The sequence below is a fragment of the Exiguobacterium sp. FD-YE-25-4 genome, from assembly GCF_057004685.1.
The window spans coordinates 853,468-879,428 of the sequence record NZ_CM168041.1 but is presented as its reverse complement, the minus strand read 5'-3'; the positions used below and the strand labels follow the sequence as shown (position 1 = coordinate 879,428).

Below are 25,961 nucleotides of genomic sequence, written 5' to 3'. Positions count from 1 at the left end.
TCAAATAACTACCTATATGATTTTTTTACCACCTTGGGGAGACATACCCCGATCGCGACCGGTTCGTTCGGCCGTGTTTCCACAAATAATAACCGCCAACGAGAAGGACGCCACAGGCTGCCCCGAAACTGTCGAGCAGGATATCCTGGATGAGCGGTGTCCGCTCCGGCGTCAGGCTTTGATGGAACTCATCAAAGATGGCGACCGTATTCGCGAGCGCCCATGCAAACAAGATCGTCAGACCGGCATGGAGTCTTGTACGCGACACGGCTTTGACGAGAAGTGCCCCGAGAGCGAAAAAGACGGTGAAGTGCGCCGCTTTCCGAATCAAGAACTCAATCAAGCCGACGCTCCCTTTCGCCTCGAGCGATACTGGTCCTCCGGCGTACTCGAAGTCGACGGTCGAGAGTACCGGTTCGGCCCACGTCCAATCGAACCGTTCGAGCGGTGAGACGATGCTCTGGTCCGAATACGGGGTCGCGCTCGAGAAGAATAAGCCAATCAGGATCAAACTGATCCATATAAATTCATTTTTCAGTATGTACATAACACCGTTCCTTTCTACAACGAGTCTCATTATACGCCGTCCATCATGTTTCATTGTAACAACGACTTCATCATTTCATGACAATTTGATTGCGAACAACCGGTTCAAAGTCGTGTCTTGAAATTCCGATTGGTATAATGAAAATAAAAAGGGGGAATCAACATGATCTATCAATATGAAGCGGCCGACATGAGCGGCAAGCTCCAACCGCTATCCAAATACGAGGGGGACGTCCTGTTGATCGTCAACACGGCGAGCAAGTGCGGCTTCACACCACAGCTCGACGGGCTCGAGAAATTATATGAACGTTACCAGGGGCAAGGGTTCCATATCCTCGGCTTCCCATGCAACCAGTTCGGCAATCAAGACCCGGGCTCGAACGAGGAAATCAGCGAGTTCTGTCAATTGAACTACGGTGTGACGTTCCCGATGTTCGCCAAAGTCGACGTGAACGGGAAAGACGCCCACCCGCTCTTCCAATACTTATCGAAAGAAGCACCGGGCCTGCTCGGCTCGAAGACGATCAAGTGGAACTTCACGAAGTTCCTCGTCGACCGGAACGGCAACGTCATCGAACGGTTCTCGCCGCAGACGACACCGGACGAGATCGAGACGGCGGTCAAACGCCTGTTATAAGGAAAAGGATGGTCCACCGAAATCCGGTGGGCCATCCTTTTTTTAGCGTGGGGTGATGAAGTTGATCGTGTAGAACGGACTGGATTCTTCATTATAGACGAGGCCGACCGACACGTGCGTGAAACCATCTTTCAAAATGTTCTCCCGGTGGCCGAGCGAATTCATGAGTCCCCAGTGGGCGTGGAAGACGCTCATCTGCCCCATCGCCAAGTTCTCTCCGGCGAGGGAGTAGGCGATGCCGGCCTCATTCATCCGCTCGAACGGGTCGCGGCCCTCGGGATCGGTATGGCTGAAGAAGTTGTTGCGGGCCATGTTCTCACTATGGGCGCGCACGACCGGGAGCAGCGGTTCGTAGTCAGCGAGCGCCGACAGTCCGAACTTCTGACGGTCCCAGTTCATTAGCATCCGCATCAATTGTTCGTTCGCGACGAGATTGTCTTCCGACACGTCGCCGTAATAGCCGTCACTCGACTCCTCGACGTCCCGGTCGACAGTGAGCACGGCCTTTAGCTTGTCCTCATCGTGCTGATCGAAGAAGAGCGTCACATAGTCGTCGTCGATCGCATAGACGTTGAATGACGGGTCGTCCGGGATCAAATAGCGTTTGAGTCCCTTATTATACGACTTGACCTCATCGAAACCGATTTGCTCGACTTGTTGCCGTGTCGTCTCACCCACGACGAGTCCTTCATAGACGCTCCCCGTCTCGAACTGGTAATGGCCTTTCTTCGAACCGTCGTCATCGATCAACTCGAGGCTCCGGTCCCCGCCCTTCTCGAGCAAGTACCAGTCATGCCCGGCGTATTGGCTCGTGAAGCGCGGCGCATCGGTGGTCGCACGTTCCTGTTGTTCTTCCGCCACTTCCGTCGACTTCACTTGAACGCTCGTCGGCGCCGACACGTTCGGCACTTCATACTTCCAGGCCGCATACATGCCGATCGCGAGCAATAGAATCACTAGTTTACGAAACATTGCGTCTCCTTTCGAAAAAACTACTCCTGTCGCTCACCGAAGTCACGCAGTCGTGTCTTGATATCGATGAGCATCTCCATATAAGCGACGTACGTCGCTTCATCTATATTCAGCATACCACTCACTTTGACCGGTACGTCTTCGGCCTGCTCACGCAGTGCGCTGCCGGACGGCGTGAGGGATAAGAGGACGCGACGCTCGTCGTCGGTCGCCCGCACTTTCTCCACGTAATCGAGCTGAATCAATCGTTTCACGAGCGGCGACAGCGTGCCCGAGTCGAGCGTCAGTCGGTCGCCGAGTTGTTTCATGTCGATATTGTCTTCTTCCCACAAGACGAGCATGACCAAGTACTGGCTATACGTCAGCTTGAGCGGCGCGAGAATCGGCCGATACAGGCGTGTCAATTCTTTCGAGGCGGTATAGAGCTGAAAACAAATCTGATGCTCTAATGTTAACGAACTTTTCATGTCATTTCCTCCGGCTGTAGTCTTATGACAAGCATATCACTTGCTTATCTGTTTGACTGCCCTATAATTAGATTGTGCACAACTTAATTGCCTAAAAACGAAATGGAGGAATTGAATCATGAAACCATTATTCACAGCTTCAGCAACTGCAATCGGTGGCCGCGAAGGTCGCGTTACATCGACGGACGGCGTCATCGACTTAAACGTCTCAATGCCTGGCTCAAAACACGCGGACGAAGCGACGAACCCGGAGCAACTTTTCGCAGCGGGTTACGCGGCATGTTTCGGTAGCGCCTTGAACCTCGTTATCGGCAAAGAACGTATTAAAACAGATGGCACGAACGTCACAGGACACGTGACGCTCAACCAAGACGATGAAGGCTTCTTCATCTCGGTCGAACTCGAAGTCGAGATCAAAGGTGTGGATCAAGCGACGGCGGAACGTCTCGTCGAAGCGGCACACCAAGTTTGCCCGTACTCGAAAGCGACACGCGGCAACGTCGACGTCAAGTTGACTGCCAAAGCAGCATAATTCGATGGCCCGCTTCCGAGCGGGCTTTTTTTTGCGTCTCCCTACTCTACGGAGTAGAATGAAGGAACGATAGACAAGGAGAGGAGGCGGATGATGTTCAAAGGAAAACGAAAATATGTGACGTTCGGCCTCGGGGTCGCGTTTCTTCTCGCCGCCTTCTATAACGGCCTGACCGTCCGCAATTATGCGGTCGAGTCGGACAAGCTCGAGGCAGGACAATCGTTCCGAGTCGTCCTGCTGTCGGACTTACACGGCTACTCGTACGGGGACGACCAGCGCGTCTTGATCGACAAAGTACGAGACCAAACACCGGATTTGATCGCCCTGCCCGGTGATATCCTCGACCGCTTCCGCTCCCCCGACGCCTCGTTCGAATTGATCGAGGGGCTACAAGGGATTGCGCCGATGTATTTCGTGACCGGCAATCATGAGATCGACGGCTCGGACGATTTCGTCCGCCACGACGTCAAGGACGTATTTCGCTCCTATGGCGTGACGGTGCTCGAGAACGAGACCGCGTCGATCAATATCAACGGCGTCGACGTCCTCGTCGGCGGACTCGAGGACCCATTGCGGACGTATACGGAAAACATCCACGGCAGCTGGGAAGAGACGGCATTGACCACTCTCGGTGATGTCGACACGGAGACGGCGTTCAGTCTGCTCTTGTCACATCGGGCCGAGCAGGTCGAGACGTACGCCGCCTTACCGTTTGACCTCGTCCTGTCAGGCCATGCCCACGGCGGACAGGTTCGAATTCCCTATTTATTGAACGGGCTGTACGCACCGGACCAAGGCTTCTTCCCGAAGTATGCCGGCGGTCTATATGAGCACGAGACGTTCACCCACGTCATCGGTCGCGGCTTCAACTACAGCGTCAGCGTACCGCGCGTGTTCAACCCACCAGAGATCGTCGTCATCGACGTCGCTGGGACCGGGGCTCCTCAGTGAGCCCCTTTTCCTATTTTCCCCAAAAATCGGGTTCGCATGCACCGAGTGCGGGTACAGTATCCATGTTGTGACTTACCTGTTTTCGAAAAAAGGAGGAAGTGGACATATGCGTGCTGTTACCTATCAAGGAACGAAGAACATCGAGGTCAAGGATGTGAAAGACCCGGAAATCGAGAATCGGGAAGAGATTATCGTCAAGATCACATCGACGGCCATCTGCGGGTCGGACCTGCACATCTATCAAGGCAACATGCCGACCCGACACGGGTTCATCATCGGCCACGAGCCGATGGGCATCGTCGAAGAAGTCGGACCGGATGTCACGAAAGTGAAAAAAGGTGACCGGGTCGTCTTACCGTTCAACGTCTCGTGCGGCCATTGCTTCTATTGTGAGAACGACATGGAGAGCCAGTGCGACAACTCGAACCACGCCCCGCACACCGACGCCGGCGGGTTGTTCGGTTACACCGAACAGTTCGGGAACCATCCCGGCGGTCAAGCCGAGTACTTAAAAGTGCCATATGGAAACTTCATGCCGCTCGTCATCCCGGAGTCGTGTGAGCTCGATGACGAGGCGCTCCTGTTCTTATCGGACGTCATCCCGACGGCGTGGTGGAGTCTAGACAACGCGGGTATGAAGGCCGGCGACACGGTCGTCGTCCTCGGATCGGGGCCGGTCGGTCTGATGACGCAAAAGCTCGCCTGGGTGCGCGGCGCGAAACGTGTCATCGCCGTCGATCCCGAAATCTATCGTTTGAATCGGGCCAAGCTGTCGAACAACGTCGAGACCGTCCTGTTGAAAGACCCGGTCGAGACCGGCAAATACATCCGCGAGATCACGGGTGGCGGCGCCGATATCGTCGTCGACTGTGTCGGGATCGACGGGAAGAAATCACCGATCGAGAAAGTCGAGCAGAAACTCATGGTCCAAGGTGGCACGCTCAGCGCCATCAAAGTCGCCAAAGAAGCCGTCCGTAAGTTCGGTATCGTCCAATTGACCGGTGTCTATCCGATGAACTACAACCAGTTCCCGATGGGCGACTTCTTCACACGCAACGTCACATTGAAGACCGGACAAGCCCCGGTCATCCATTATATGCCCGAGCTGTTCCAAATGATCGTCGACAAGAAGTTCGACCCGACCGACATCATTACGCACCGCTTGCCGCTCGAACAAGCGGCCGACGCCTACAAAATCTTTAATGATCATCTCGACGACTGCGTCAAAGTCGTCTTAAAACCATAACGAACAAGCGGTCCCCGACAGATGTCAGGGACCGCTTGTTTATTTACCAGATCGTCCGTTCTTCGCAACATTGCGCTTCCCGTTCGATTTGAACAGTCGAACGCTCGAACGTGGCGAACTCTCGGATTCGTTTCGTCACCTCACGCAAGACGCGCTGGTCGTCCGTGTCCGCCTCGATCAAGACGTGGCACGTGACGGCGAATTCGTTCGATGAGATTGACCAGACATGTAAGTCATGGACTTCTTTGACGCCATCGACGCCACCGAGTTCACGTTGCATCGCCACGACGTCGATTTGGTCGGGTGTCCCTTCCATCAAAATATGGATCGCCTCCCGCGTCACGCGGTAGCCGCTCAATAAAATCAGGACAGCGACGAACAGACTCGCGATCGGGTCGGCAAGCGTCCAACCGAACGCCATAATCAATACGGCCGCCGTGATGGCACCGACCGAGCCGAGCAAATCGCCGAACACGTGCAACAGTGCACTGCGGACGTTCAAGTTGTCACGTTCCCCCCGCATGAGCAGCCAGGCCGCAAGTACGTTGACGAGCAGTCCGATGATGGCGACCGTGAGCATGCCCCCGCTCAAAATCTCAGGTGGGGCGAACAAGCGCTGATACGCCTCGATGATAATGTAGATGGATATGACGAGCAGCGTCAATCCGTTGACGAACGCCGCCAAAATCTCGAACCGTCGATAGCCGAACGTGCGCTCAGGCGTCGCCTGCCGTGCCCCGAACCGAACGGCGAGAAAACTGAGACCAAGCGCGGCGGCGTCACTGAGCATGTGGCCCGCATCCGACAAGAGCGCCAAACTGTTCGTCCATAATCCGCCGATGACCTCGACGACCATGAACGTCGCGATCAGGACGAACGACCAGAATAATGCCCGTTGGTTCGTCGTATGGTGATGATGGTGGTCATGTCCGTGGTGATTGTGATGTGCACCCATACCATCCCCTCCTCTCCCTTTCATTCTATACCTTTCTTCTTTAACATTCAAACGTACGTTTGAATGAATACATAAAAAACAATCGTCGAAAGGGATGTCCTCTCGACGATCGTCATTATTTTTGTTCGAGCCGGACCCGCATGACCCCGTCATATGGGAACAACTTCAATTGTCGCGTCTCGCCCTCATACCAACTGCCGGCGCTTTGACTGCTCGTCGCCGTCATATCAGGCGTCGCGACCGCTTGGCGGTCCCAGTCGATCGCCTTCACCTGCTGGTCACGCACCATCAAGAAGAAACCGTCATAGAAATGATATTCGTTCACTTGGTCACGCTGGACGGCTTTCGGGGCACCGAGCGTGGCGCGGACGCTCGAGATATCTTGTCCGAGCCATTCAAGCGTCGCCGGGTCGGCCGTAGGGACGACCGTTTTCCAGGCCGCAGTCACATCTTCGTCCGAGACAATCGTCGCTTCTTTCGTCACTTGCGCTTCCGTCACCCAACCGATCGTCCGCTCGTTCAATTGGAGCTTGACGAAACCACTGACGGCCTCGAGTTGTTCGAAACGGTCGCCGAGGTCGGCCTCATAGATGACCGTCACCCGGTCATCGGCAAACACTTTCGTATACGGCGCCGCGATATAGACGAACACCCCGTCGGTCTCGTCAGCCTCTGCTTCCGCCTCGGTCTCCTCTGTCGCTTCCGTCTCACTGTTGACCGATTCGGTCGCGATGTCGTCCGTCTCCGGCAACGCCGACTTCTTCGAGTCCATGAGCGCCGCGAAAGCGATGACGCCGATGAGCGAGGCGATCAACAACACCACTGTCGCTGATTGCCAAAATCGTTTCCGTTTCCGTGACGCTGCCCGTGATACCCGTACTTCTTCTTTCATGTTCTTCCACCCCTATTTGTTTCGTCCCTTCTCCGATTCGGCAAGAGGGATCCCGTTTCCTGCCTCGTCGAAGAAAATTTGCGGCTCGCTCGTCAACGTCTCGAGCGTCCGCAGCGTCGCGTCGACGTCGACCGGCGGCTTTGTATCACCCGACTCAAGGACGCGCACCGTCTTTCCGAGCTCGATTGTCCGGTCCGTCAATCGATGGAACGTCCGGTCGTGCGAGATAAGGATCAACCCGCCCCGGTATACGTCGAGTGCGGCTTCGATTTGTTCTCGCGTCGCCACATCCAAATAGTTCGTCGGCTCATCGAGCGCGAGCAAATCCGCATCCGAGAAGTAGAGGATGAGGAAGGCGATGCGGCACTTCTCCCCCATGCTCGCGTCACGGATCGGCTTATACACCTCATCGCGGCGGAATAAGAAGTGCGCCAAAAGCGTCCGTGCCTCCGTCTCTGTGATGTCACTCTCGGCGAGAAGTGCGTCGAGCAACGTCCCGTCTTTCGGCAATCGCGCGAGCGTCTGCGAGAAATAGCCAACCTTCAGTTTCGGGTGACGCTTGATGTCCCCTGCCTCCGGTGCGAGTTCGCCGATCAATAGTTTCAAAAGCGTCGTCTTCCCACTTCCGTTCGGACCGACGATGGAGATGCGGTCACCCCGGTTCACCGTGAACGAGAGGTGCTCAAAGAGGGGTTCCTCATAACCGAACGAGACGTCGTCGACCGTGATCCACGTCTTCGCCTCGAGCGGGTCGGCTTGGAAACGGACGGAGACGTGGGCCGCGTCTTTCGGGCGATCGGGCCGAGAACCTTCGAGTTGCTCGAGCTTACGTTCCCTTGCCTTCATTTTGACGGCGAGGTTCGCCGCTCCTTTTTGCGCGCCGGGACTCCGTACGCTCGCCGTCGCTTTCGCTTTCAAATGCCACCCCTTATATTGGGCGATCATATCAAGCAGCTCCGACTTCCGCGCTACGTAGCGGGCATGGGCTCGCTCGTCGCGTACACGTTCCTCGGCCTTCTGGTGTTTATAGGCCGTGTAGTTGCCAGGATAGCGGACGACTTTCCCTTCATCTAACTCAAGGATGACCGTCGCGACATCGTCGATGAACTGGCGGTCGTGGGAGATGGCGAGCACCGTACCCGGAAACTCGTTCACCCAGCGCGTCAGCCACTCGATTGAGTCGACATCGAGATGGTTCGTCGGCTCGTCTAAGAGGACGATATCGACGTGTCGCATCGTGAGCCGAGCAAGTTGGGCCCGTGTCTGTTCACCGCCGCTCAACTCCCGGAGCCGGATCGAGTCCTGTGCGTCGAGACCGAGCCGTTTGAGTGCTTGTCTCGCCTCAAGCTCGAGTCCGAAGGCGTCGGCTGCGAGCGCCTCGTCGTATGCTTCAAGCACGCGCGCCGTGTCTCCTGATGTCACGTCCATGTAGAGCGGATAGCGCTGCGGGTCGCCTTGCATGACGTAGTCCAGCGCAGTCTCTTCTCCGTCAAACACCGTCTGTTCGACGACACCGACCGAACCTAAGACGTCGATCGTGCCTGCCTGCGGGGTCAGCTCGCCGATAAGCAGCTTGAACAGCGTCGTCTTGCCGGACCCGTTCTGTCCGAACAAGATGGCCCGTTCTGCTACCGCCACGTCGAACGAGACGTTGTCGAATAATGGTTGCCGGTCGTGGTCGAACCGGACTTGTTGGATTGATAACATATTGTTTCACCTCGCTAATTGTTCGGATACGCGATGAAACAAAAAACACCATCCGCTCAAAAGCGATGGTGTGAAGAGCTCCGGTCAAGCGGAAAGAAGGGTTACCCCCGTAGCCTGAAATTGGACACACTTCACCCGTGACTGTTCGTGCGAACAGTGATGATTCGTTTCATCAGTTGAGGGCGTGTGACTTTTTCATGGCACGTTGTACCTTCCTTTCCTAAGTTATTGCAACCGTACCAAATTGAAAGCGGATTCGCAAGAGGTGCCCCACAATCTCCCATTTTTTCTACACCTTCCGGCGGATGCAAGCGCGTCACGCGAGCGGTATGATTAAACCAACTTAGATGATGAGGTGACTGCCATGAAATTACGAAACCTACTCGTCCCGAGCGCTGTCCTAGCGAGTGTCGGTACGTTCTTATATACACGATTCAAACAAAGACTGCCTCGCCCCGCCTTCAAAGTCCCGACGGTCAAGCCGGACCTCGCCTCGTTCGATGAGACGGTGGTCGGCGCCACCTGGGTCGGCCATTCGACCGTGCTCATCCATTGGTACGGATTAAAGATTTTGACCGATCCGGTGTTCTCGAACCGGATTGGGGTCCACGTCGGCCCGGTCACGTTCGGGATGAAACGCCATACCGCCCCCGCCCTCTCGATCGAGGAGATTGGGCACGTCGACGTCATCTTGCTCAGTCACGCCCATATGGACCACTTCGACCATAAGAGCCTGAAGCGGCTGATCACCCGCGATACGGTCGTCATCTCGGCTCCAGGCACGAGCAAACTGTTACGTAAATATCCGAGCTTACAGACGCTCGAGATGCACCCACACGACAAATTGACGCTCGCGAACGGGCTCCACGTCCAAGCGATCCCTGTCGCCCACTGGGGCAATCGTTTCCCATGGGACAAACATATGGGCTATAACGGCTACGTCTTGAAATATAAAGGCGTTCGCATGCTGTTCGCCGGGGATACGGCGTACACCGAATCGTTCAACGGGCTCGCGAACAAAGAGCCGATCGACCTCGCCTTTTTTCCGATCGGTGCCTATCAACCCGAGTCGTTCGAGGAAGCGCACTGCACCCCGGAGCAGGCATGGACAATGTTCAAACAGAGCGGCGCGAAGCGTTTCTTCCCGATGCATTGGGACACGTTCGTCTTATCCTACGAACCCGTCGAGGAGCCGTATGAGCGACTCGTCGCCGCGGCAAAGCTTGAACGTGATCAAATCGTGATCAAGGCGCACGGCGAAAGTATTCGGCTGTAGCTTTCGCTTTCACTTCCGGACGATTTTCGGTAACGTAAGAGGTGAGAGGGAGGGAATCAATTTATGGAATGGACAACACTCAACAATGATGTGAAACTGCCGATGCTCGGACTCGGCGTGTACAAAGTGGAAGACGGAGCGGTCACGGTCGACACGGTCAAAGCGGCGCTTGACGCCGGCTATCGGTTAATCGACACGGCGGCCATCTATCAAAACGAGGAGAGCGTCGGCCAAGCGATTCGCGAGTCAAGCGTCCCGCGGGAAGACATCTTCGTGACGACGAAACTGTGGAACGAGTTCCACGGCTATGACGAGGCACTCCAAGCGTTCCAAGATAGCCTCGACCGGCTCGGGCTCGAATATGTCGACTTGTTCTTGATTCACTGGCCGATGCCGCGCTTCGGCAAGTTCGTCGAGACGTATAAAGCGCTCGAACAGTTGTATGAGGAAGGCAAGGTTCGGGCCATCGGGGTCTCGAACTTTGAGATCAGCCACCTCGAACAGATCATCCAGTCGTGCTCGATCGTCCCGGCGGTGAACCAAGTCGAGATCCACCCATACTTGTCCCAAAAAGAGTTGATTGCGTTCTGCCAGCGGTACGATATTCAAATCCAGGCGTGGAGCCCGCTCATGAAAGGGCGTGAGGCGCTCGAGGATCCGGTCATCACCGAGATCGCTGATAAGTACGGGAAGTCGCCGGCTCAAGTCATCTTGCGTTGGCACTTGCAGAACGGCGTCGCCGTCATTCCGAAATCGGTCACGCCGAGCCGGATTCGCGAGAATATAGAGGTATTCGACTTCACGTTGACGAAAGAAGAGATGCACGCGATCGACGGACTCAACCGCGACGAGCGGACCGGGTCTGACCCGAACGAGATGCACAAAATCCACTACTGAGGAGAGATTGTACATGTTCAAAAAACTAGCTTCTGATTTGACGGGCTTCAGCGATATCGGCGAAGTCATCGACCCGAAAGATTTCGATAAAGCGGATTCGGATGATTACGTCCTGCATGAGGACAACGAGAAGATTTATTTCTTGATCAAATCGAAATCGGACGAGTACTGCTTCACAAACTTGGCGATGATCCACCTCGACGGGACGAGTGCGATGAGTTCGAAACGCGTCTTGTACCGTTATCCTTACGCCCATTTCCCATTGAATAACGTCATGTTCGAGACGGCCGGTACGGTCGACATGGACGTCGAGATCAAGTTCACCATCGGCGACAAGCCGTACTCGATCGACGTGAACAAGAAACAAATCGAGCATGTGAAAGACTTGTACAAATCGCTCCTCGCCATCGCTGAGAAGCAACGTGAAGGCCGGAAGATGATGGAGTATGCCAACGCGTCACTCACGCATTCGGTGTCGATCTTGAGCGGACTCCGCCAAGGCGACATGAACGTGGCGTCGACGTTCAAGGAATTGAACGAACAAAGCTTCGACTGGCTCAAAGGTCACTATCACGAGTGGAACCGCAAAGACTTCGGTGACGTGTTCGAGAAGTACATCAACAACTAATGAAAAATGGCCCACGATTCGTCTGAATCGTGGGCCGTTTTCATTTGCCTTCATCAATCAATTGTTCGGCGAGCCGTTGGAACAAGTGGCTCATATGGACGGCCGAGGCGATGGCGAGCGACTGTTGGATGCCGTTCGTCTCGTTCGTGCGCACGTTGGCGAGGAGCGTCTCGGCCTGCGCCTCGAACGCCTGCATGTTCTGCTCCTTCTGAACCTGGTACGCGTCATAGAAGTCCTCGAGCGAGAAACCTTCGTCCGACTCGTTCAACGGCCGGAGCGTCTCTTTGATGTCATTAATCGAGAGCAATCCTTTCATCTCGTAAATCAGGCTGAGCAACATCAAGTGCTCGTTCGTGTATTTCTTGTTTTTGACGGGATGGAACAGTTTGCCCTTGGCGTAGTTGTTGATCATCGTCTTCGTCAAAATCGTCTCATCGTCGCTTCGTTTCATCTTGCCGTAATATTGCTCGAACAGCTGGATGACTTGGTCCATATATAAGTCGATCGTCGGGAGCACCTGTTTCGGCAACGTCCCTTCCGTCTCTACAATCTCGTGCGGTTTCATCGAATCACCTCCCCTTCAGTATACGGACAAACTCAATTTGTCGAAACAAAAACCTTGTTGTTCTTCCGTATACAGCTTATCATGTAGTTATGGATACTACATGACGTGATAAGGAGTGTTTTTACATGAATTCGATTTTTCGGGAACCGATTAATGCACTGACCCATTTGGCCGGGGCCGTGCTCGCGTTCATCGCGTTGATTGCGATGACGGTGAAAGCGTCTCTGCTCGGGTCGCCGCTCGCCATCATGGCTGCGATCTTGTTTGGGATTAGCCTCGTCTTCCTTTATTTGTCGTCCGGCCTGTACCACAGCATCATCGCCTCGCCGAAAGTCATCGCCTTTTTCCGGAGAATCGATCATGCGATGATTTACGCCTTGATCGCCGGGACATACGCCCCGCTCACGTTGCTTGCGCTTGAGGGACCGACACGTTGGGTGTTGTTCGGCACCGTCCACGCGCTCGCCTTGTTCGGCATCATCTTCAAGCTCGTCTGGTTCCACGCGCCACGCTTCTTGTCGACGGCACTCTATATCGGCATGGGCTGGTTATCGGTGTTCTTCATCGGGCCGCTTCATGACGTCATCGGCAACGCCGGCATCTTTTGGCTATTGCTTGGCGGTTTCATGTACACGATTGGCGGGCTCATCTACGGCTTCAAGCCGAAGTTCGTCAACTGGCGCGGTTGGGGCTTCCACGAGGTGTTCCATTTGTTCATCTTGTTCGGCAGTTTCGCCCACTTCGTTTGCGTGTTCTGGTACGTCTTTTAAGTCCTCCTCGTGAGGGCTTTTTTCGTGAGCACATTCATTTACTTCAAATTCAAGACATCCTACACTGACTGTAGGAGGGATTAAATATGAAAATTGAAGTTTGGTCAGACTATGTCTGCCCGTTCTGTTATATCGGCAAGCGCCGTCTAGAAGAGGCGCTCGAACAGTTCCCGCACGCGGACAACGTCGAAGTGGAGTTCAAGAGTTTCGAGCTCGACCCGAACGCCCCGACGACCGACTCGCGTTCGATTTACGAAGCACTCGCGAAGAAATACAGCATGCCGCTCGAGCAGGCAAAAGGTACGACGGCACAAGTCGCCGCCCAGGCCCGCACCGTCGGACTTGAGTACGATTTCGACAACATGGTCGTCACGGGCACACTCGACTCGCACCGGTTGACGCACTATGCGAAGACGGTCGGAAAAGAGAAAGCATTGTCAGAAGCGCTCCTCAAGGCGTATTTCGTCGATGCGAAACATATCGGCGACCACGACGTCCTCGTCGAGATCGCGACAAGTGTCGGACTCGATGCTGACGCCGTGAAAGACGTGCTCGCTTCAGACGTATACACGGAAGACGTTCGCGCTGAAGAGAAGCGTGCAAGCGACCTCGGCATCACCGGCGTCCCGTTCTTCGTCTTTGACGGAAAATATGGCGTCTCTGGTGCGCAACCGACCGAGGCGTTCACACAAGTGCTTGAGAAGACGTGGGCCGAATCGGCACCGACGCTTCAAGTGCTCTCAGGCGGTGCGACGTGCACGGACGACAACTGCGATATCTGATTTGAAAGAAGCCGAATCCCGGCTTCTTTTTTGTAGCTTTCTAAATCGTTCTGAAGGATAATTATTATTACCTAATAAGAATCGAGGACTTAACCATATGTGGAAAAATCGCAACGTCTGGATCATCTTGACCGGGGAGTTCGTCGCCGGTCTCGGGCTTTGGCTCGGCATCATCGGCAACTTGGAGTTCATGCAGGAGAAAGTGCCGTCTGACTTCGTCAAGGCGCTCATCCTCGCTGGCGGACTGCTCGCCGGGGTCGCCATCGGGCCGCTCGCCGGTCGACTCACCGACCAAGGCTCGAAAAAGAAAATCATGCTCATCTCAAGCATCGTCCGGGCGCTGAGCGTCCTGTTCATGTTCGTCGCCATCGAGACGGGAAGCGTGCTATGGATGGTCGTCTTCCTCGTCTTCCTGCAAGGGTCGGCCGCGTTCTACTTCCCGGCGCTCCAGGCGGCTATCCCGCTCATCGTCAAAGAACGGGAGTTGCTCGCCTTGAACGGGGTGCATATGAACGTGTCGACGCTGTCGCGTGTCATCGGGACGGCCATCGCCGGCATCTTGCTCACGCTCATCTCACTTCGGGACGTCTACGCGCTCTCGCTTGTCGCTTATCTGCTTCTCGCCGTCGCGACGTGGTTCTTGAAGATCGACGAGACGACCGTCCCGTCTGCGAAGAAAGTGGACGCCAAGTCGTCCGGCGGGTTCAAGGACGTCTTTCCGATCATCAAATCGATTCCGGTCATCTTTATGACGCTCGTCATGACGCTCATCCCGCTCCTCTTTATCGGCGGGTTCAACTTGCTCGTCATCAATATTAGCGAGCTGCAGGACTCGACGGCGATCAAAGGATGGATTTACACGGCCGAAGGGATTGCCTTCATGGTCGGTGCGTTCCTCATCAAACGGATCGGTGAGAAGTTCTCCGTGTTCTCCATCTTGTTCACGTTCTCGTTTTTGATTGGGGTCGCCCAGCTCATGCTTTACTTCGCCGACATCCCGGCCGTCTCGATCGCCGCATTCGTCTTGTTCGGCTTCTCGGTCGGCTGCTTCTTCCCGACGGCCGTGACGATTTTCCAGACACGGATGCCGAAAGACTATCACGGCCGCTTCTTCTCGTTCCGGAACATGCTCGACCGAATCGTCTTCCAAGTCGTGTTGCTCGTCACTGGCTTCTTCCTCGACTTGATCGGCTTACAGCTCATGGTCGTCTTGTTCGGGATCAGCTCGATCCTCATGACGGGTGCGTTCCTCGTCTACACGCGCAAACACAAACTTCATATCGAAACGGACGAGGCCGAACGCCTCTCTTCGTGACAAAAGCGGTGACCGAATTCGGTCACCGCTTGTTCATGTCTTCGATGTCACGCCACCAGTTGGTCGTGTCGTTCCGTCCGTCGAGCGTGATCCGCTCACCGATTCGTGGCGTGAGCACGTCCTCTCGTGGTAAGAGACTTACCATCTGTTCGGCTGGGTCGAACCAGGCGTGGAACGATAATGTGAACGCGCCCCAATGGATCGGCAGCATCTTGTCGGCCCGCACGTCCCGGAACGCCTGTGCCGTCTCAGTCGGTTGCATATGCACGTCCGGCCAACGCTCGTCGTATTGGCCGCACTCGAGCGCTGCGAAGTCGAACGGTCCGTACGCATCACCAATCTCTTTAAAATGCGGCCCGTATCCACCGTCCCCACTGAAGAACAGGCGATCCGTCTCACCGAGGACGACCCATGACGCCCAGAGCGTCGCGTTGCGGTCAGTGAGCGAGCGGCCCGAGAAATGCCGAGCCGGCGTGCAGACGAACGTCCATGGCCCGAAGTTGTACGTCTCGCCCCAATCACGTTCGACGATGCGTTCCGCCCCGACACCCCACCGTTTCAAGTGGCTGCCGACACCGAGCGGGACGATGAAGACCGCGACCTTGTCTTTGATTGTTTGAATCGTCGCATAGTCCAAATGATCGTAATGGTCATGCGTGAGCAGGACGACATCGATATCTGGTAAGTCGTTGAGCTCGAACGGCAAGTCCTCGCTGAACCGCTCGTTCTTTGCGAACGGGAGCGGCGACGGGCTCCGGCCGAACATCGGGTCGACGAGCATCGTCTTGCCGTCCATTTGGACGAGCATCGCCGAATGGCCGAGCCAATAGATGCGGGTGAAGCTCGAGCCGAGTTTCTCGCTGAAGTCGATTGGGACGACCGGCAACCGCTCACTCGGTTTCCGAAGCGAGTCCGGGTTCAAATATTCCTTCGACATCGAGATCATGTCGTCCGTTGAAAACCGCATCGGCGTCTCGAGCTGATTGCGAAACTTGCCGTTCACGAGGTTCGGCGACCGTAGCGTTTTCGGCTTTTTCCCGAGCGGTTTATATTGGGTGAGCACGGTCCCCGTCACGGCTGCCATGCCCATCAATGAAAATAATAATGTCTTCTTCATGTTCATCCACTCCTCTACGTTTTCATTATACGGTACTAGCGCCGATTTCCCTGTTTTTGAATATAGAAAAAGACGGCACATGGCCGTCTCATGATTCTTGTAAAATCTTGATATCGTTCACGATATCCTCGAGCGGTACCTCTTGGAAACCGGGATACACTTTGATGATCTTCCCATCTTGGTCGACGAGGTAGAAGGATGTCCCGTGATCGACTTGCGTGCCCTCTGCCGGTTTACGAACGAGCGCCTTGAAGTTCTGTTGCGCGAACGCCTCGATCTCCTCCTGCGAGTAGCCCGTCAAGAACTGCCAGTCGGCCTGTGCCAAGTCGTAGTTTGCCATGAACTCTTTGATTTTGTCTGGCGTGTCGACGGTCGGGTCGACGCTGAACGACACGAACTGGACATTCTCGACACCTTCCTCAACGAGCGCCTCATTGAGCTTTGTCATGTTGTACGTCATCGGTGGACAGACCGTCTCACAGTTTGTGAACACGAAGTCGGCCATCCATACCTTCCCTTTCAAATCATCGAGACTGACCATCTCTTCATTTTGATTCATATAATTGAACGACTCGATCTCCCAGTTGAGCGGGTCTTCGATTTCGTTGCCGCATGCGGCGAGCACCACCATGAGGCTGATCAGCCCGAAAAGCATCCATTTCTTCACACGTTCCATCTCCTTCGTTGTCAGTTGCGTTTCACGCGCCAAACGAGGAGCGTGATTAAAGTAAATGCCGTCAAGGCAAGGAACGGGATCGTCACGAACCCGAACCAATTGATGTATTGCACGTTACAAGGTACGCCTGCGACACACGGTTTGATGTCGGCAAACCCGGGTACTTTTTGGACCAAGTAGTGGTACAAAGAAACGAGACCGCCGATCATCGACAGCGGCAATACATACTTCTTCACCGCCCGGTCGTCCGTGAACACGGCAACGCCGAGCAGGATGACGAGCGGATACATGAAGATGCGTTGAATCCAGCAAAGCTCACATGGCACGAACTCGCGAATCTCACTGAAGTAAAGACTGCCGAGCGTCGCTGTGAGGGCGACGAGCCAAGCGAGATAGAGACCATAACGGGTCAAGAACGACTGCTTCATGGTGTGCCTTGCTCGATTAAGCGTTCAATCGTCTCATAGTCAAACGGATCTTCGAGCATGACGCCGTTGATCATGATCGATGGCGTGAACTGGACACCGTGCTCTTTGACGAGCCCGTCATCGAGGCTCACTTGGTCGAGCACCGTCGAGTTCTCACTTAAATCGTCCTCGAGCTTCGCCACGTCGACCGATGTCGTCTCGCTCGCAATCTCTGTCAACCGCTCGACCGTGACCCATGCCTCGTCGTGCTGCTGACTCGCCGGTTGCGCGTCGTAGAGCGCCTTATGGAAATCCCAGAACGCGTCCGGGTCTTGTTTATACACTGACTCTGACGCGAGCGATGCCAAAATCGACTCTTGTCCGTGGAACAGGACGTTGATATAGCTGAAACTGATTTTCCCTGTGTCGATATAGTCTTGCTTCAACTTCGGATAGACCGTCTCACCCCACTGTTTACAAGACGGGCATTTGTAATCCCCGAACTCGACGACCGAGACGGGTGCGTCCGCATCTCCGAGCGTCGGCTGTCCTTCGGTCGACACATGCTCTGCCTTTACCGGTGCCGCCGTCTCCGCTTGTTCGGCCGGCCGGTTCAAGAGAACGACCACAACGGCCACGAGGGCGACCGCGAGCAGCGTCGCGATGACCAATAGTTTATTCTGTTTCATTTGTCTCACCTCTATTTGTATCGATTCGTCTTTCATTATAACGAAAGCGCTATCTGTTTCCACGAAATCACCCTTGTTTTTTCGTAACTTCGCTTCATGTCACGGCAAAGATGACGATGAACAGAGTGGAGATTGTCACTGTAGGAGGAATTTGTTCATGAAATCATTTTCGATGCGCCTCGGCCTGATCTTGGCGCTCAGCATCGCCACACTCGTCTTTTTGCTCACCATCACGCTAACGTACATGACCAGCCAACGCTCCGCCGCCTCGCTTGAAGCAGAGATCGGGGAACGGTTGTCGATGACGTCGCACCAGCTCGTCGATAAGCTCGACTTCTACATGTGGTCGCGCTATCAAGAAATCCAATTGCTCCAAGGACTCGACGCCTTGAACGAACCCGCCTCGAGCCGGGCCCTGCTCGACCAGGTCCAAACGAACATCCCCGCTTTCTCATGGATGGGCGTGACCGATGCGTCGGGGAACGTCGTCGCTTCGACGAATGGAATATTAGAAGGCGCTTCAATCAGCGAACGCCCTGTCTTTCTAGAAGCCCAGGATGAGCCGTTCATCGGGGATGTCCACGAGGCCGTATTGCTCGCGGAGCTGTTGCCGAACCCGACCGGTGAAGTCCTTCAGTTCGTCGACATCAGTGTCCCGCTGTTCCGTGACGGGGCCTTCCAAGGCGTGCTCGCGACTCACCTCAGTTGGGAATGGGGGAAGGAAGTGCTCCGCCACTTCAACCGGACGCTCCACCATCAGTCCGAGTATACCGACCTATTCGTCGTCAGCGGACGCGACAACACCGTGTTGCTCGGCCCGGACCATCTCGTCGGGAAACCGCTCCCGACGAAACTAGACGACGGATGGCACGTCGACACGTGGGCGGACGGAAAATCCTATTTGACCGGCGTCGCCACCGGGGAAGGGTATGAAGATTACGCCGGCCTCGACTGGAGTGTCGTCGTTCGCCAACCGGCCGAGGTCGCTTTCGCCCCGGTCGCCTCACTCGAGCGAAACATCTTATCGATCGGGCTCATCGCCTCGTTCGTGACGGCCATCCTCGGTTGGCTCCTCGCCTCAGTCGTGACCCGGCCGCTAAAACGGATCACCGAGACGGCAGCCCTCATGAAACAAGGCAAAGCGAAGACGTTCCCACACCAATCAGGGATTCATGAGATCGAGTCGCTCGCTTTCGCCTTAGAATCGCTCGTCACGTCACTCACCGAATCCGAGACGGAACGGGTCCATTACGAGTCGCTCGCCCATCGCGACGTTTTGACCGGGCTCGCCAATCGGACGGCGCTTCGTCACTATTTGAACGAAGCCCAGGCGACAAAGAACGAATACGTCTGTTTCTATATCGATCTCGACGGTTTCAAAGCGATCAACGATACATACGGGCACGCCGCCGGGGATGACGTCTTGATTAAGATTGCCGAGCGATTGAAACGAGTGACGCTCGATGGGTCCTATCCGGTCCGTTTGAGCGGTGACGAGTTCTTCCTCTTGTTCGAACGGAACGGACAGAACGGACACTCCATCACACGCATCGGCGAAGACATTATCGCGTCCCTATCCAAACCGATCACCATTGAAAGCGGGACGACAAGCGTCGGGGCCAGTATCGGCGCCTCGCTCTGGCAGACAGAAACGGTGCCGCACGCCGCCATCGAACGGGCGGACCAGGCGCTCTACCGCTCCAAAGCGAACGGAAAAAATCAAATCACGCTCGATGAGACGCTCATCGCATAAGAAAAGGTCCATGCCGTTCGTCGGCATGGACCTGCTTGTATTACGCTTCGAACAACAATTGTTCTGGGTCTTCAATCATGTCTTTGATGTGTTTGAGGAACGTCACAGCCTCACGACCGTCGACGATGCGGTGGTCATACGAGAGGGCCACGTACATCATCGGACGGTTCTCCATCGTTTCCGCGTCGATGGCAATCGGACGGAGTTGAATCGAGTGCATCCCGAGGATGGCGACTTGTGGTCCGTTCAAGATCGGTGTCGACAAGAGTGAGCCGAAGACGCCACCGTTCGTGATCGTGAACGTGCCACCTGTGAGGTCGCTCAACCCGAGCTTGTTGTTGCGGGCTTTATCGGCGAGGTGCAAGATGTCTTTCTCGATCTCACCGAAGTTTTTGCGATCCGCTTCGCGGACGACCGGGACGACGAGGCCGTCCGGAGCCGACACGGCGATGCCGATGTCATAGTATTTCTTCAAGACGATCTCGTTGCCTTGAATCTCAGCGTTCAAGTATGGCATCCGTTTGAGCGCCGCGACGGCCGCTTTCGTGAAGAACGACATGAAGCCGAGTTTGACGTCGTTATCTTTGACGAACTTCTCTTGGCGACGTTTGCGGAGCGCCATGACGGCCGACATATCGATTTCATTGAACGTCGTCAACATCGCTGCCGTCTGTTGCACTTCGACGAGGCGGTTGGCAATCGTTTGACGACGACGCGTCATTTTGATGCGCTCTTCATCTTTGCCGCTCGCTGCCGGCTGCGGTGCTGCTGCCGGTGCTTTTGGCGCTTGTGGTGCTTGTGCCGGTGCCGGTTTCGACTCGTGGTTCGTCACATCATGGACGTTGATGCGGCCGATCGGGTCGTTCGTTTGGATGGCCGACAAGTCGATGCCTTTCTCACGGGCCAGTTTACGGGCCGCCGGTGTCGCGATCGGTCCTTTGCCTGGGCTCGCCACGTGTTCTTCACGGCGTTCGACTTTCTTCGCTTCGCCGACTTCCTCTGTTTTCGTCTCGGCTGGTGCCGGAGCTGTCTCTGTCGCCGCTTCTGCTTTTGTCTTCGTCGCGACAGCCGTACCGCCACCCGAACCTGAGCTGAGGCGAGCGATCACTTGTCCGACTTGGACCGTGTCTCCTTCGGCCGCCAATTGCTCGTCGAGCGTGCCCGACTCATCGGCCGGCACTTCGATGTTGACTTTGTCCGTCTCGAGTTCGACGATGGCTTCCCCTTTTTCAACGTGGTCGCCTGGCTGTTTGAGCCAAGACGCGACCGTTCCTTCCGTAATGGACTCTGCTAATTCCGGTACTTTGATTTCGATCACAATGAGTTCCCCCTTAACTTATTTACGATCTTTTTGATATGTGCTCGTGCCGGCAGCAGCCGAGACGGCGTCACGTGAGATGGCTTCACGGATGATGCGTGCTTGTTCTTGTTTATGGGCCGTCGGATTTCCTTCGGCCGGGCTCGAACGGCGGCGGCGGCCGACGTAGCGGACGTTCAATCGGTTCGATGTGACCGCTTCGAGACGAGGCTCGATGTACGTCCATGCCCCCATGTTTTTCGGCTCTTCTTGGACCCAGACGATCTCTTTCGCGTTCGGATAGCGGCTGATCAATTCACGGATCTCACGGACCGGGAACGGATAAATTTCTTCGACACGGATGATGTGCAGGAAGTCGAGTGACTCCTCTGACTTCATCGTCGCTTCTTGCAAATCGATTGCCATCTTCCCTGAACAGAAGACGAGACGTTCGACTTGCTCCGGATTCTCACCGAGACCAACTTGTTCGATGATCGGACGGAAGTTGTTGTCGGACAGTTCATCGACCGATGAGGCTGCAAGCGGATGACGAAGCAGGCTCTTCGGAGTCATGATGATCATCGGACGAACTTGTTCCGTGCCGAGCATCTTCGCCTGGCGACGCAAGATGTGGAAGTACTGTGCGGCCGTCGACAAGTTCGCGACCGTCCAGTTCTTCTCTCCGGCGAGCGTCAAGTAACGCTCCATCCGGGCACTCGAGTGCTCAGGACCTTGGCCTTCATAGCCGTGCGGCAACAGCATGACGAGACCTGATTTTTGGCCCCACTTGGCGCGACCGGCCGAGATGAACTGGTCGAACATGACTTGCGCCGAGTTGGCGAAGTCACCGTACTGTGCTTCCCATAGGACGAGCGTATCTTGGGCGAACACGTTATATCCGTATTCGAAACCAAGTACCGAGCCTTCTGAGAGCGGGCTGTTGTGGACCGAGAACGAGGCGTTCGCCGTCGACAAGTGATGGAGCGGCGAGAACTTCTTGCCTGTCTCGACATCGTTCAACATGATGTTACGCTGCGCGAACGTTCCGCGCTCTGAATCTTGCCCGCTCAAGCGGATCGGCGTGCCGTCCGAGATGATTGAGGCATAGGCGAGCGTCTCAGCATGGCCCCAGTCGACTTTCCCATTGTCCGCGAACGCGTCACGGCGACGGTCAAGCACTTTTTGAAGTTTATGGAACACGCCGAAGCCTTCCGGCCAGACGAGCAATTCGTCGTTCAATTGTTGGAGCACATCACGTTCCACGCCCGTCTCGACGAACGGGAAGCCTTTATGGACCGCTTCCGGCAAGACGATGTCGGCATCTTCTTCTTCGGCCGGGACGAGGTCACGGGCCGACTTGAGACGATCCTCGATCGACTGTTCGATCGTCGCCTTGTCTTCTTTCGACATGACGCCTTCCGCTTCGAGCACGTCTGCGTAGACGTGACGGACCGATTGGTGTTCTTTGATGGCTTTATAGAGCACCGGGTTCGTGTTCATCGGTTCATCCATCTCGTTATGACCGTAGCGGCGGTAACCGACCAAGTCGACGAGGATGTCTTTATGGAACTTGGCACGATACTCGCTGCACAGTTTGGCGACGGCGACACACGCTTCCGGGTCGTCCGCATTAACGTGGAACACTGGAATCTCATAGCCTTTGGCGATATCGCTCGCATAACGTGTCGAGCGCGAGTCGCTCGGGTCAGTCGTGAAGCCGATCGTGTTGTTGGCGATGACATGGACCGTCCCCGCTGTACGATAGCCTTGCAAGTTCGTCATGTTGAGCGTCTCGGCGACAATTCCTTGACCTGGGAACGCGGCGTCTCCGTGAATCAAGATCGATGCGGCCTTGTCGTCATGTTGGACCGCCATCCCTTTTTCTGAGCGGTCGTCTTGCGCGGCGCGCGTATACCCTTCGACGACCGAACCAACGAACTCAAGGTGACTCGGGTTATTGGCGAGGTTCAAACGGACCTCTTTCTTCTCTTCTAACACTCTGCGGTCGAGACCGAGGTGATATTTGACGTCGCCAGACCAACCGAAATTGATGCCGATCGATCCTTCCGACGGGATCAACTCTTTGTTCGGGGCGTGTTGGAACTCGGCGAAGATCATCTCGTACGGTTTGCCGAGCACGTGCGCGAGCACGTTCAAGCGTCCGCGGTGGGCCATCCCGATATTGATATGTTCTGACCCGCTCGAGATGAGGCCGCCGACCATGGCGTCAAGGAGCGGCACCATCGCGTCGAGCCCTTCGATCGAGAAGCGCTTTTGTCCGACGTATGTTTTATGAAGGAACGACTCGAACAACTCTGTCTCGGCTAGACGCTGGAAGAGCTCGATTTTTTCGTTCTTCGAGTACTTCGCTTTCAATGCGCCTTGCTCGATGCGGCGGCGAATCCAACGCTTCTCTTCCATATCGTCTAAGTGGCGGAGCTCGATGGCAACCGTGCCCGTATAGACGTCAAGCAAATGACGAACGAGTTCGAGCGCGTTCGCGCCCGGTTTTGGCACGTCTTCCGACAACAAGTGAGCCGGTACTTGCTCGAGGTCGGCCTCACTCAATCCGTAACGGTCAAACGCAAACAAGCCGTGTTCGCGCGGGTGGTCTTTGAGCGGATAGATATCGGCCGCTTTATGGCCGAGTGCCCGGATATCATTGACCAACCGTGTCGCTGCCACGACTTTCTCTAAATCAAACGATGCAGCCGGCGCGACAGGCGCGCTCGCTTCCGGTGCCCCGTGTTCGTCAAAGTATTGACGCGTCTCCGCGTCGACCGATTCTGGGTCTTCCACGTATTGCTCATATAATTCAACGATGTAGCCTAAGTTTGGACCATAAAATGCTTGCACTTCTTTGCGACCGTTCGACGACTCTCCCATTGAATAAATCCCCCTATCCGTTCCTGTGCGTCCGATGTGTGAACGCTTTCATTTTAACATTAAGCACGAAGCAGTTCATCCATCTGATTCGTCCTGCAAAAAGAGCCAAATCTTGCCTCTTTCTCTCCTCTTCATACTACACCTTTCCCTGTGGAAAGACCCTTTCAAATTCACAATTCGTCCATACTATTTCAATAAGTTTTCCTTATCAACTAATTGTGAAATCAACGCTTTGTTTCAACAGTTTCAAAAAAAGGTGAAACCTTGTTTCAATCCAGTCCGTATATAAGGGTGTCCAGTTGGAAAATACTCTCAACGAAAGCAAGGTGACCCTATGTTATCCGTACAAAATGTACACAAGAAAATGGGCCAGACGAACGTCCTGACGAATGTCAGTTTTGACGTCACGCCCGGAGAAATCTTTGGCTTCCTCGGCCCGAACGGCGCCGGGAAGACGACGACGATTCGTATTATCACCGGCCTCATGCCAGCAACACACGGCAAAGTGACCGTCGACGGATTCGACGTCTCGACAGAACGCCAACAAGCGCTCAGTCGCATCGGTGCCATCGTCGAAAACCCGGCCTTCTATCCGTATTTGACGGGCCGCGAGAACCTGATTCACGCGATGAACTTGATTCCTGGTCTAAAGAAAGTCGACTTGAACGCCCTCGGTGCCCTCGTCGGACTTGAGACAAAGCTCGATATGAAAGTGAAACAATACTCACTCGGGATGAAACAGCGACTCGGCATCGCCCGTGCCCTGCTCCATAACCCGAAAGTATTGATCCTCGACGAGCCGACAAACGGTCTCGACCCAGCAGGCATCGCTGATTTGCGCAACTACTTACGGCATTTAGCCGACCACCGCGGCATCGCCATCCTCATCTCGAGTCACTTATTGAGCGAGATGGAACTGATCACCGACCGGTTCGCCATCATCGATCAAGGACAAATCAAGTCGGTCCAAGGCGGAGACGGTGAGGCCAAGACGGAGAGTGTCATCCTCTGTAAAGTCGGCCGCGAGCAGATGAACGAAGCGCTCGATGTCGTCGCACTCGCTTTTGATGATGTGAAAATCATTCAACAGTCAGCTGAGACGTTCATCGTCCCGCGTCCGGAAACCGATATCCCGCATTTGTTGAAACATCTCGTCGAACGTGACATCGCCGTCTATCAGATCGGGATGAAACACGAGACACTTGAAGAACAGTTCTTGAAATTGACGAAAAAAGAAGGAGGCACGAACAATGCGTTCATTACTAGCCAATGAGTTCATGAAATGGCGACGTACGATTAAACCGCTCGTCGCACTCGGTATGTACACTGGGATCATCGTCTTAACGTACTTCATCGTCCGGAGCGGCAACAACCCAGGTGACGCGGAAACGTTCGTCAACTATGCGACGATGGCGGCGATGACGTTCCTCGGCATCTTCACGATCGTCTTCACCGCTGAGATGATTGGGAACGAGTTGAAATTTGATACGTTGAAGCATTTACTCATGAGCCCTTACTCGCGCGATCGAATTTTACTGTCGAAACTTGTGGCCGCCCTTCTCATCATGCTCGCCCAGTTCGTGTTCATCCTTGCCGTCACGTACGGTTTTGCGTTGACGCTCGACGGGGAGTTGACGCTCGAGCAGTTCCGCAATGTCCTGCTTAGCGTCTCGAGCGGCGTGTTCGTCATCTTCTTGACGCTCATGTTCTCGGTCGTCTTCAAATCGGTCGGGGTCGTGATCGGCTTCACCGTGCTCGCAAACTTCGTCTCGACGATGATCGGTGGTCTTCTCATCGCGTGGAAACCGGCCATCGCCAAATGGATCGTCTTCCTACACACGGACTTGTCGATCTACTACCAAAGCCCAGGTTTCATGGAGACGATGGACGTGACGATTTGGTTCTCGGCGTTCTACGTCTTGATTCACATCGTCGCCTTCTATATCATCACGGCGTTCATGTTCCGCAGCAAAACGTTTGCTGAATGACGATTAACGT

At 55.0% G+C, this 25,961-nt stretch carries 26 protein-coding genes; 13 read left to right on the top strand and 13 right to left on the bottom strand.

The annotated features are described in order from the left end of the window. Positions 1-25: 25 nt before the first annotated feature. Positions 26-547, bottom strand: a complete 522-nt coding sequence (locus AC13H5_RS04535) for a VanZ family protein (protein ID WP_214797145.1) — start codon at positions 545-547, stop codon at positions 26-28. A 162-nt stretch (positions 548-709) separates the two neighbouring features. On the opposite strand from AC13H5_RS04535, the gene AC13H5_RS04530 reads away from it, so the two are divergent. Then, on the top strand, positions 710-1,183 hold the full coding sequence (locus AC13H5_RS04530; protein ID WP_029595900.1) for a glutathione peroxidase: 474 nt from the start codon (positions 710-712) through the stop codon (positions 1,181-1,183). A 42-nt stretch (positions 1,184-1,225) separates the two neighbouring features. On the opposite strand, the gene AC13H5_RS04525 is transcribed toward AC13H5_RS04530, so the two are convergent. Next, positions 1,226-2,155 carry a CAP domain-containing protein gene (locus AC13H5_RS04525; RefSeq protein WP_483546377.1) on the bottom strand — a complete coding sequence of 310 codons (930 nt, stop codon included), beginning with the start codon at positions 2,153-2,155 and terminating at the stop codon, positions 1,226-1,228. A 20-nt stretch (positions 2,156-2,175) separates the two neighbouring features. After that, the gene (locus tag AC13H5_RS04520) at positions 2,176-2,622 is read right to left on the bottom strand and encodes a MarR family winged helix-turn-helix transcriptional regulator (protein WP_214752457.1); all 447 of its coding nucleotides are present in this window, start codon (positions 2,620-2,622) and stop codon (positions 2,176-2,178) included. A gap of 118 nt (positions 2,623-2,740) precedes the next feature. On the opposite strand from AC13H5_RS04520, the gene AC13H5_RS04515 reads away from it, so the two are divergent. The 3 genes from AC13H5_RS04515 to AC13H5_RS04505 all read left to right on the top strand — a co-directional run bounded on the left by AC13H5_RS04515 (position 2,741) and on the right by AC13H5_RS04505 (position 5,351). Further along, on the top strand, positions 2,741-3,154 hold the full coding sequence (locus AC13H5_RS04515) for an organic hydroperoxide resistance protein (RefSeq protein ID WP_021066776.1): 414 nt from the start codon (positions 2,741-2,743) through the stop codon (positions 3,152-3,154). Positions 3,155-3,244: 90 nt separating this feature from the next. Beyond that, positions 3,245-4,105: a metallophosphoesterase gene (locus AC13H5_RS04510; protein ID WP_483546376.1), complete on the top strand. Its 861-nt coding sequence runs from the start codon at positions 3,245-3,247 to the stop codon at positions 4,103-4,105. 106 nt (positions 4,106-4,211) lie between these two features. After that, a complete protein-coding gene (locus tag AC13H5_RS04505; RefSeq protein ID WP_034776693.1) occupies positions 4,212-5,351 on the top strand; it encodes a zinc-dependent alcohol dehydrogenase in 1,140 nt (379 codons plus the stop codon). 43 nt (positions 5,352-5,394) lie between these two features. Here AC13H5_RS04505 and AC13H5_RS04500 read toward each other — a convergent pair whose 3' ends face one another. The 3 genes from AC13H5_RS04500 to abc-f all read right to left on the bottom strand — a co-directional run bounded on the left by AC13H5_RS04500 (position 5,395) and on the right by abc-f (position 8,905). Then, on the bottom strand, positions 5,395-6,306 hold the full coding sequence (locus AC13H5_RS04500; RefSeq protein WP_483546375.1) for a cation diffusion facilitator family transporter: 912 nt from the start codon (positions 6,304-6,306) through the stop codon (positions 5,395-5,397). Between the two features lie 115 nt (positions 6,307-6,421). Further along, positions 6,422-7,198 carry a hypothetical protein gene (locus AC13H5_RS04495; protein ID WP_483546374.1) on the bottom strand — a complete coding sequence of 259 codons (777 nt, stop codon included), beginning with the start codon at positions 7,196-7,198 and terminating at the stop codon, positions 6,422-6,424. A gap of 12 nt (positions 7,199-7,210) precedes the next feature. After that, a complete protein-coding gene (gene abc-f / locus AC13H5_RS04490; RefSeq protein WP_483546373.1) occupies positions 7,211-8,905 on the bottom strand; it encodes a ribosomal protection-like ABC-F family protein in 1,695 nt (564 codons plus the stop codon). Positions 8,906-9,269: 364 nt separating this feature from the next. Between abc-f and AC13H5_RS04485 the strand changes: the two genes are divergently transcribed. The 3 genes from AC13H5_RS04485 to AC13H5_RS04475 all read left to right on the top strand — a co-directional run bounded on the left by AC13H5_RS04485 (position 9,270) and on the right by AC13H5_RS04475 (position 11,706). Continuing rightward, a complete protein-coding gene (locus tag AC13H5_RS04485) occupies positions 9,270-10,181 on the top strand; it encodes an MBL fold metallo-hydrolase (protein WP_483546372.1) in 912 nt (303 codons plus the stop codon). A 63-nt stretch (positions 10,182-10,244) separates the two neighbouring features. Then, positions 10,245-11,078, top strand: coding sequence for an aldo/keto reductase (locus tag AC13H5_RS04480; RefSeq protein ID WP_214752447.1), 834 nt, complete (start codon positions 10,245-10,247; stop codon positions 11,076-11,078). Between the two features lie 13 nt (positions 11,079-11,091). Continuing rightward, complete coding sequence (locus AC13H5_RS04475) at positions 11,092-11,706, top strand: PH domain-containing protein (protein WP_021066768.1); 615 nt, start codon at positions 11,092-11,094, stop codon at positions 11,704-11,706. Positions 11,707-11,746: 40 nt separating this feature from the next. Here the strand turns inward: AC13H5_RS04475 and AC13H5_RS04470 are convergent, their stop codons facing one another. Further along, on the bottom strand, positions 11,747-12,271 hold the full coding sequence (locus AC13H5_RS04470) for a DUF1836 domain-containing protein (RefSeq protein ID WP_483546371.1): 525 nt from the start codon (positions 12,269-12,271) through the stop codon (positions 11,747-11,749). A gap of 125 nt (positions 12,272-12,396) precedes the next feature. On the opposite strand from AC13H5_RS04470, the gene trhA reads away from it, so the two are divergent. From trhA to AC13H5_RS04455, 3 genes are all read left to right on the top strand, one after another. Next, entirely contained in the window at positions 12,397-13,041 is a 645-nt protein-coding gene (gene trhA, locus AC13H5_RS04465; RefSeq protein WP_214752445.1) for a PAQR family membrane homeostasis protein TrhA, read from the top strand. An 86-nt stretch (positions 13,042-13,127) separates the two neighbouring features. After that, entirely contained in the window at positions 13,128-13,823 is a 696-nt protein-coding gene (locus tag AC13H5_RS04460; protein WP_034776681.1) for a DsbA family oxidoreductase, read from the top strand. A 97-nt stretch (positions 13,824-13,920) separates the two neighbouring features. After that, entirely contained in the window at positions 13,921-15,138 is a 1,218-nt protein-coding gene (locus tag AC13H5_RS04455; RefSeq protein WP_034776679.1) for an MFS transporter, read from the top strand. A gap of 22 nt (positions 15,139-15,160) precedes the next feature. Here AC13H5_RS04455 and AC13H5_RS04450 read toward each other — a convergent pair whose 3' ends face one another. From AC13H5_RS04450 to AC13H5_RS04435, 4 genes are all read right to left on the bottom strand, one after another. Beyond that, positions 15,161-16,255 carry an MBL fold metallo-hydrolase gene (locus tag AC13H5_RS04450; protein ID WP_483546370.1) on the bottom strand — a complete coding sequence of 365 codons (1,095 nt, stop codon included), beginning with the start codon at positions 16,253-16,255 and terminating at the stop codon, positions 15,161-15,163. A gap of 88 nt (positions 16,256-16,343) precedes the next feature. After that, entirely contained in the window at positions 16,344-16,931 is a 588-nt protein-coding gene (locus AC13H5_RS04445) for an SCO family protein (protein WP_483546369.1), read from the bottom strand. Positions 16,932-16,942: 11 nt separating this feature from the next. Further along, entirely contained in the window at positions 16,943-17,359 is a 417-nt protein-coding gene (locus AC13H5_RS04440) for a disulfide oxidoreductase (protein WP_034776676.1), read from the bottom strand. Then, positions 17,356-18,027: a DsbA family protein gene (locus AC13H5_RS04435; RefSeq protein ID WP_034776675.1), complete on the bottom strand. Its 672-nt coding sequence runs from the start codon at positions 18,025-18,027 to the stop codon at positions 17,356-17,358. The genes AC13H5_RS04440 and AC13H5_RS04435 overlap by 4 nt, the downstream gene beginning before the upstream one ends. A gap of 157 nt (positions 18,028-18,184) precedes the next feature. Here AC13H5_RS04435 and AC13H5_RS04430 point away from each other — a divergent pair, with 157 nt between their 5' ends. Next, entirely contained in the window at positions 18,185-19,780 is a 1,596-nt protein-coding gene (locus AC13H5_RS04430; protein ID WP_483546368.1) for a diguanylate cyclase domain-containing protein, read from the top strand. A 40-nt stretch (positions 19,781-19,820) separates the two neighbouring features. On the opposite strand, the gene odhB is transcribed toward AC13H5_RS04430, so the two are convergent. Further along, entirely contained in the window at positions 19,821-21,098 is a 1,278-nt protein-coding gene (odhB, locus tag AC13H5_RS04425; RefSeq protein WP_034776673.1) for a 2-oxoglutarate dehydrogenase complex dihydrolipoyllysine-residue succinyltransferase, read from the bottom strand. 18 nt (positions 21,099-21,116) lie between these two features. Then, positions 21,117-23,963, bottom strand: a complete 2,847-nt coding sequence (locus AC13H5_RS04420; RefSeq protein WP_483546367.1) for a 2-oxoglutarate dehydrogenase E1 component — start codon at positions 23,961-23,963, stop codon at positions 21,117-21,119. 334 nt (positions 23,964-24,297) lie between these two features. Here AC13H5_RS04420 and AC13H5_RS04415 point away from each other — a divergent pair, with 334 nt between their 5' ends. Both AC13H5_RS04415 and AC13H5_RS04410 read left to right on the top strand, forming a co-directional pair. Further along, the gene (locus AC13H5_RS04415; RefSeq protein ID WP_034776668.1) at positions 24,298-25,236 is read left to right on the top strand and encodes an ABC transporter ATP-binding protein; all 939 of its coding nucleotides are present in this window, start codon (positions 24,298-24,300) and stop codon (positions 25,234-25,236) included. Next, positions 25,214-25,951, top strand: a complete 738-nt coding sequence (locus tag AC13H5_RS04410) for an ABC transporter permease (protein WP_034776666.1) — start codon at positions 25,214-25,216, stop codon at positions 25,949-25,951. The genes AC13H5_RS04415 and AC13H5_RS04410 overlap by 23 nt, the downstream gene beginning before the upstream one ends. The last annotated feature ends 10 nt before the right edge of the window (positions 25,952-25,961 follow it).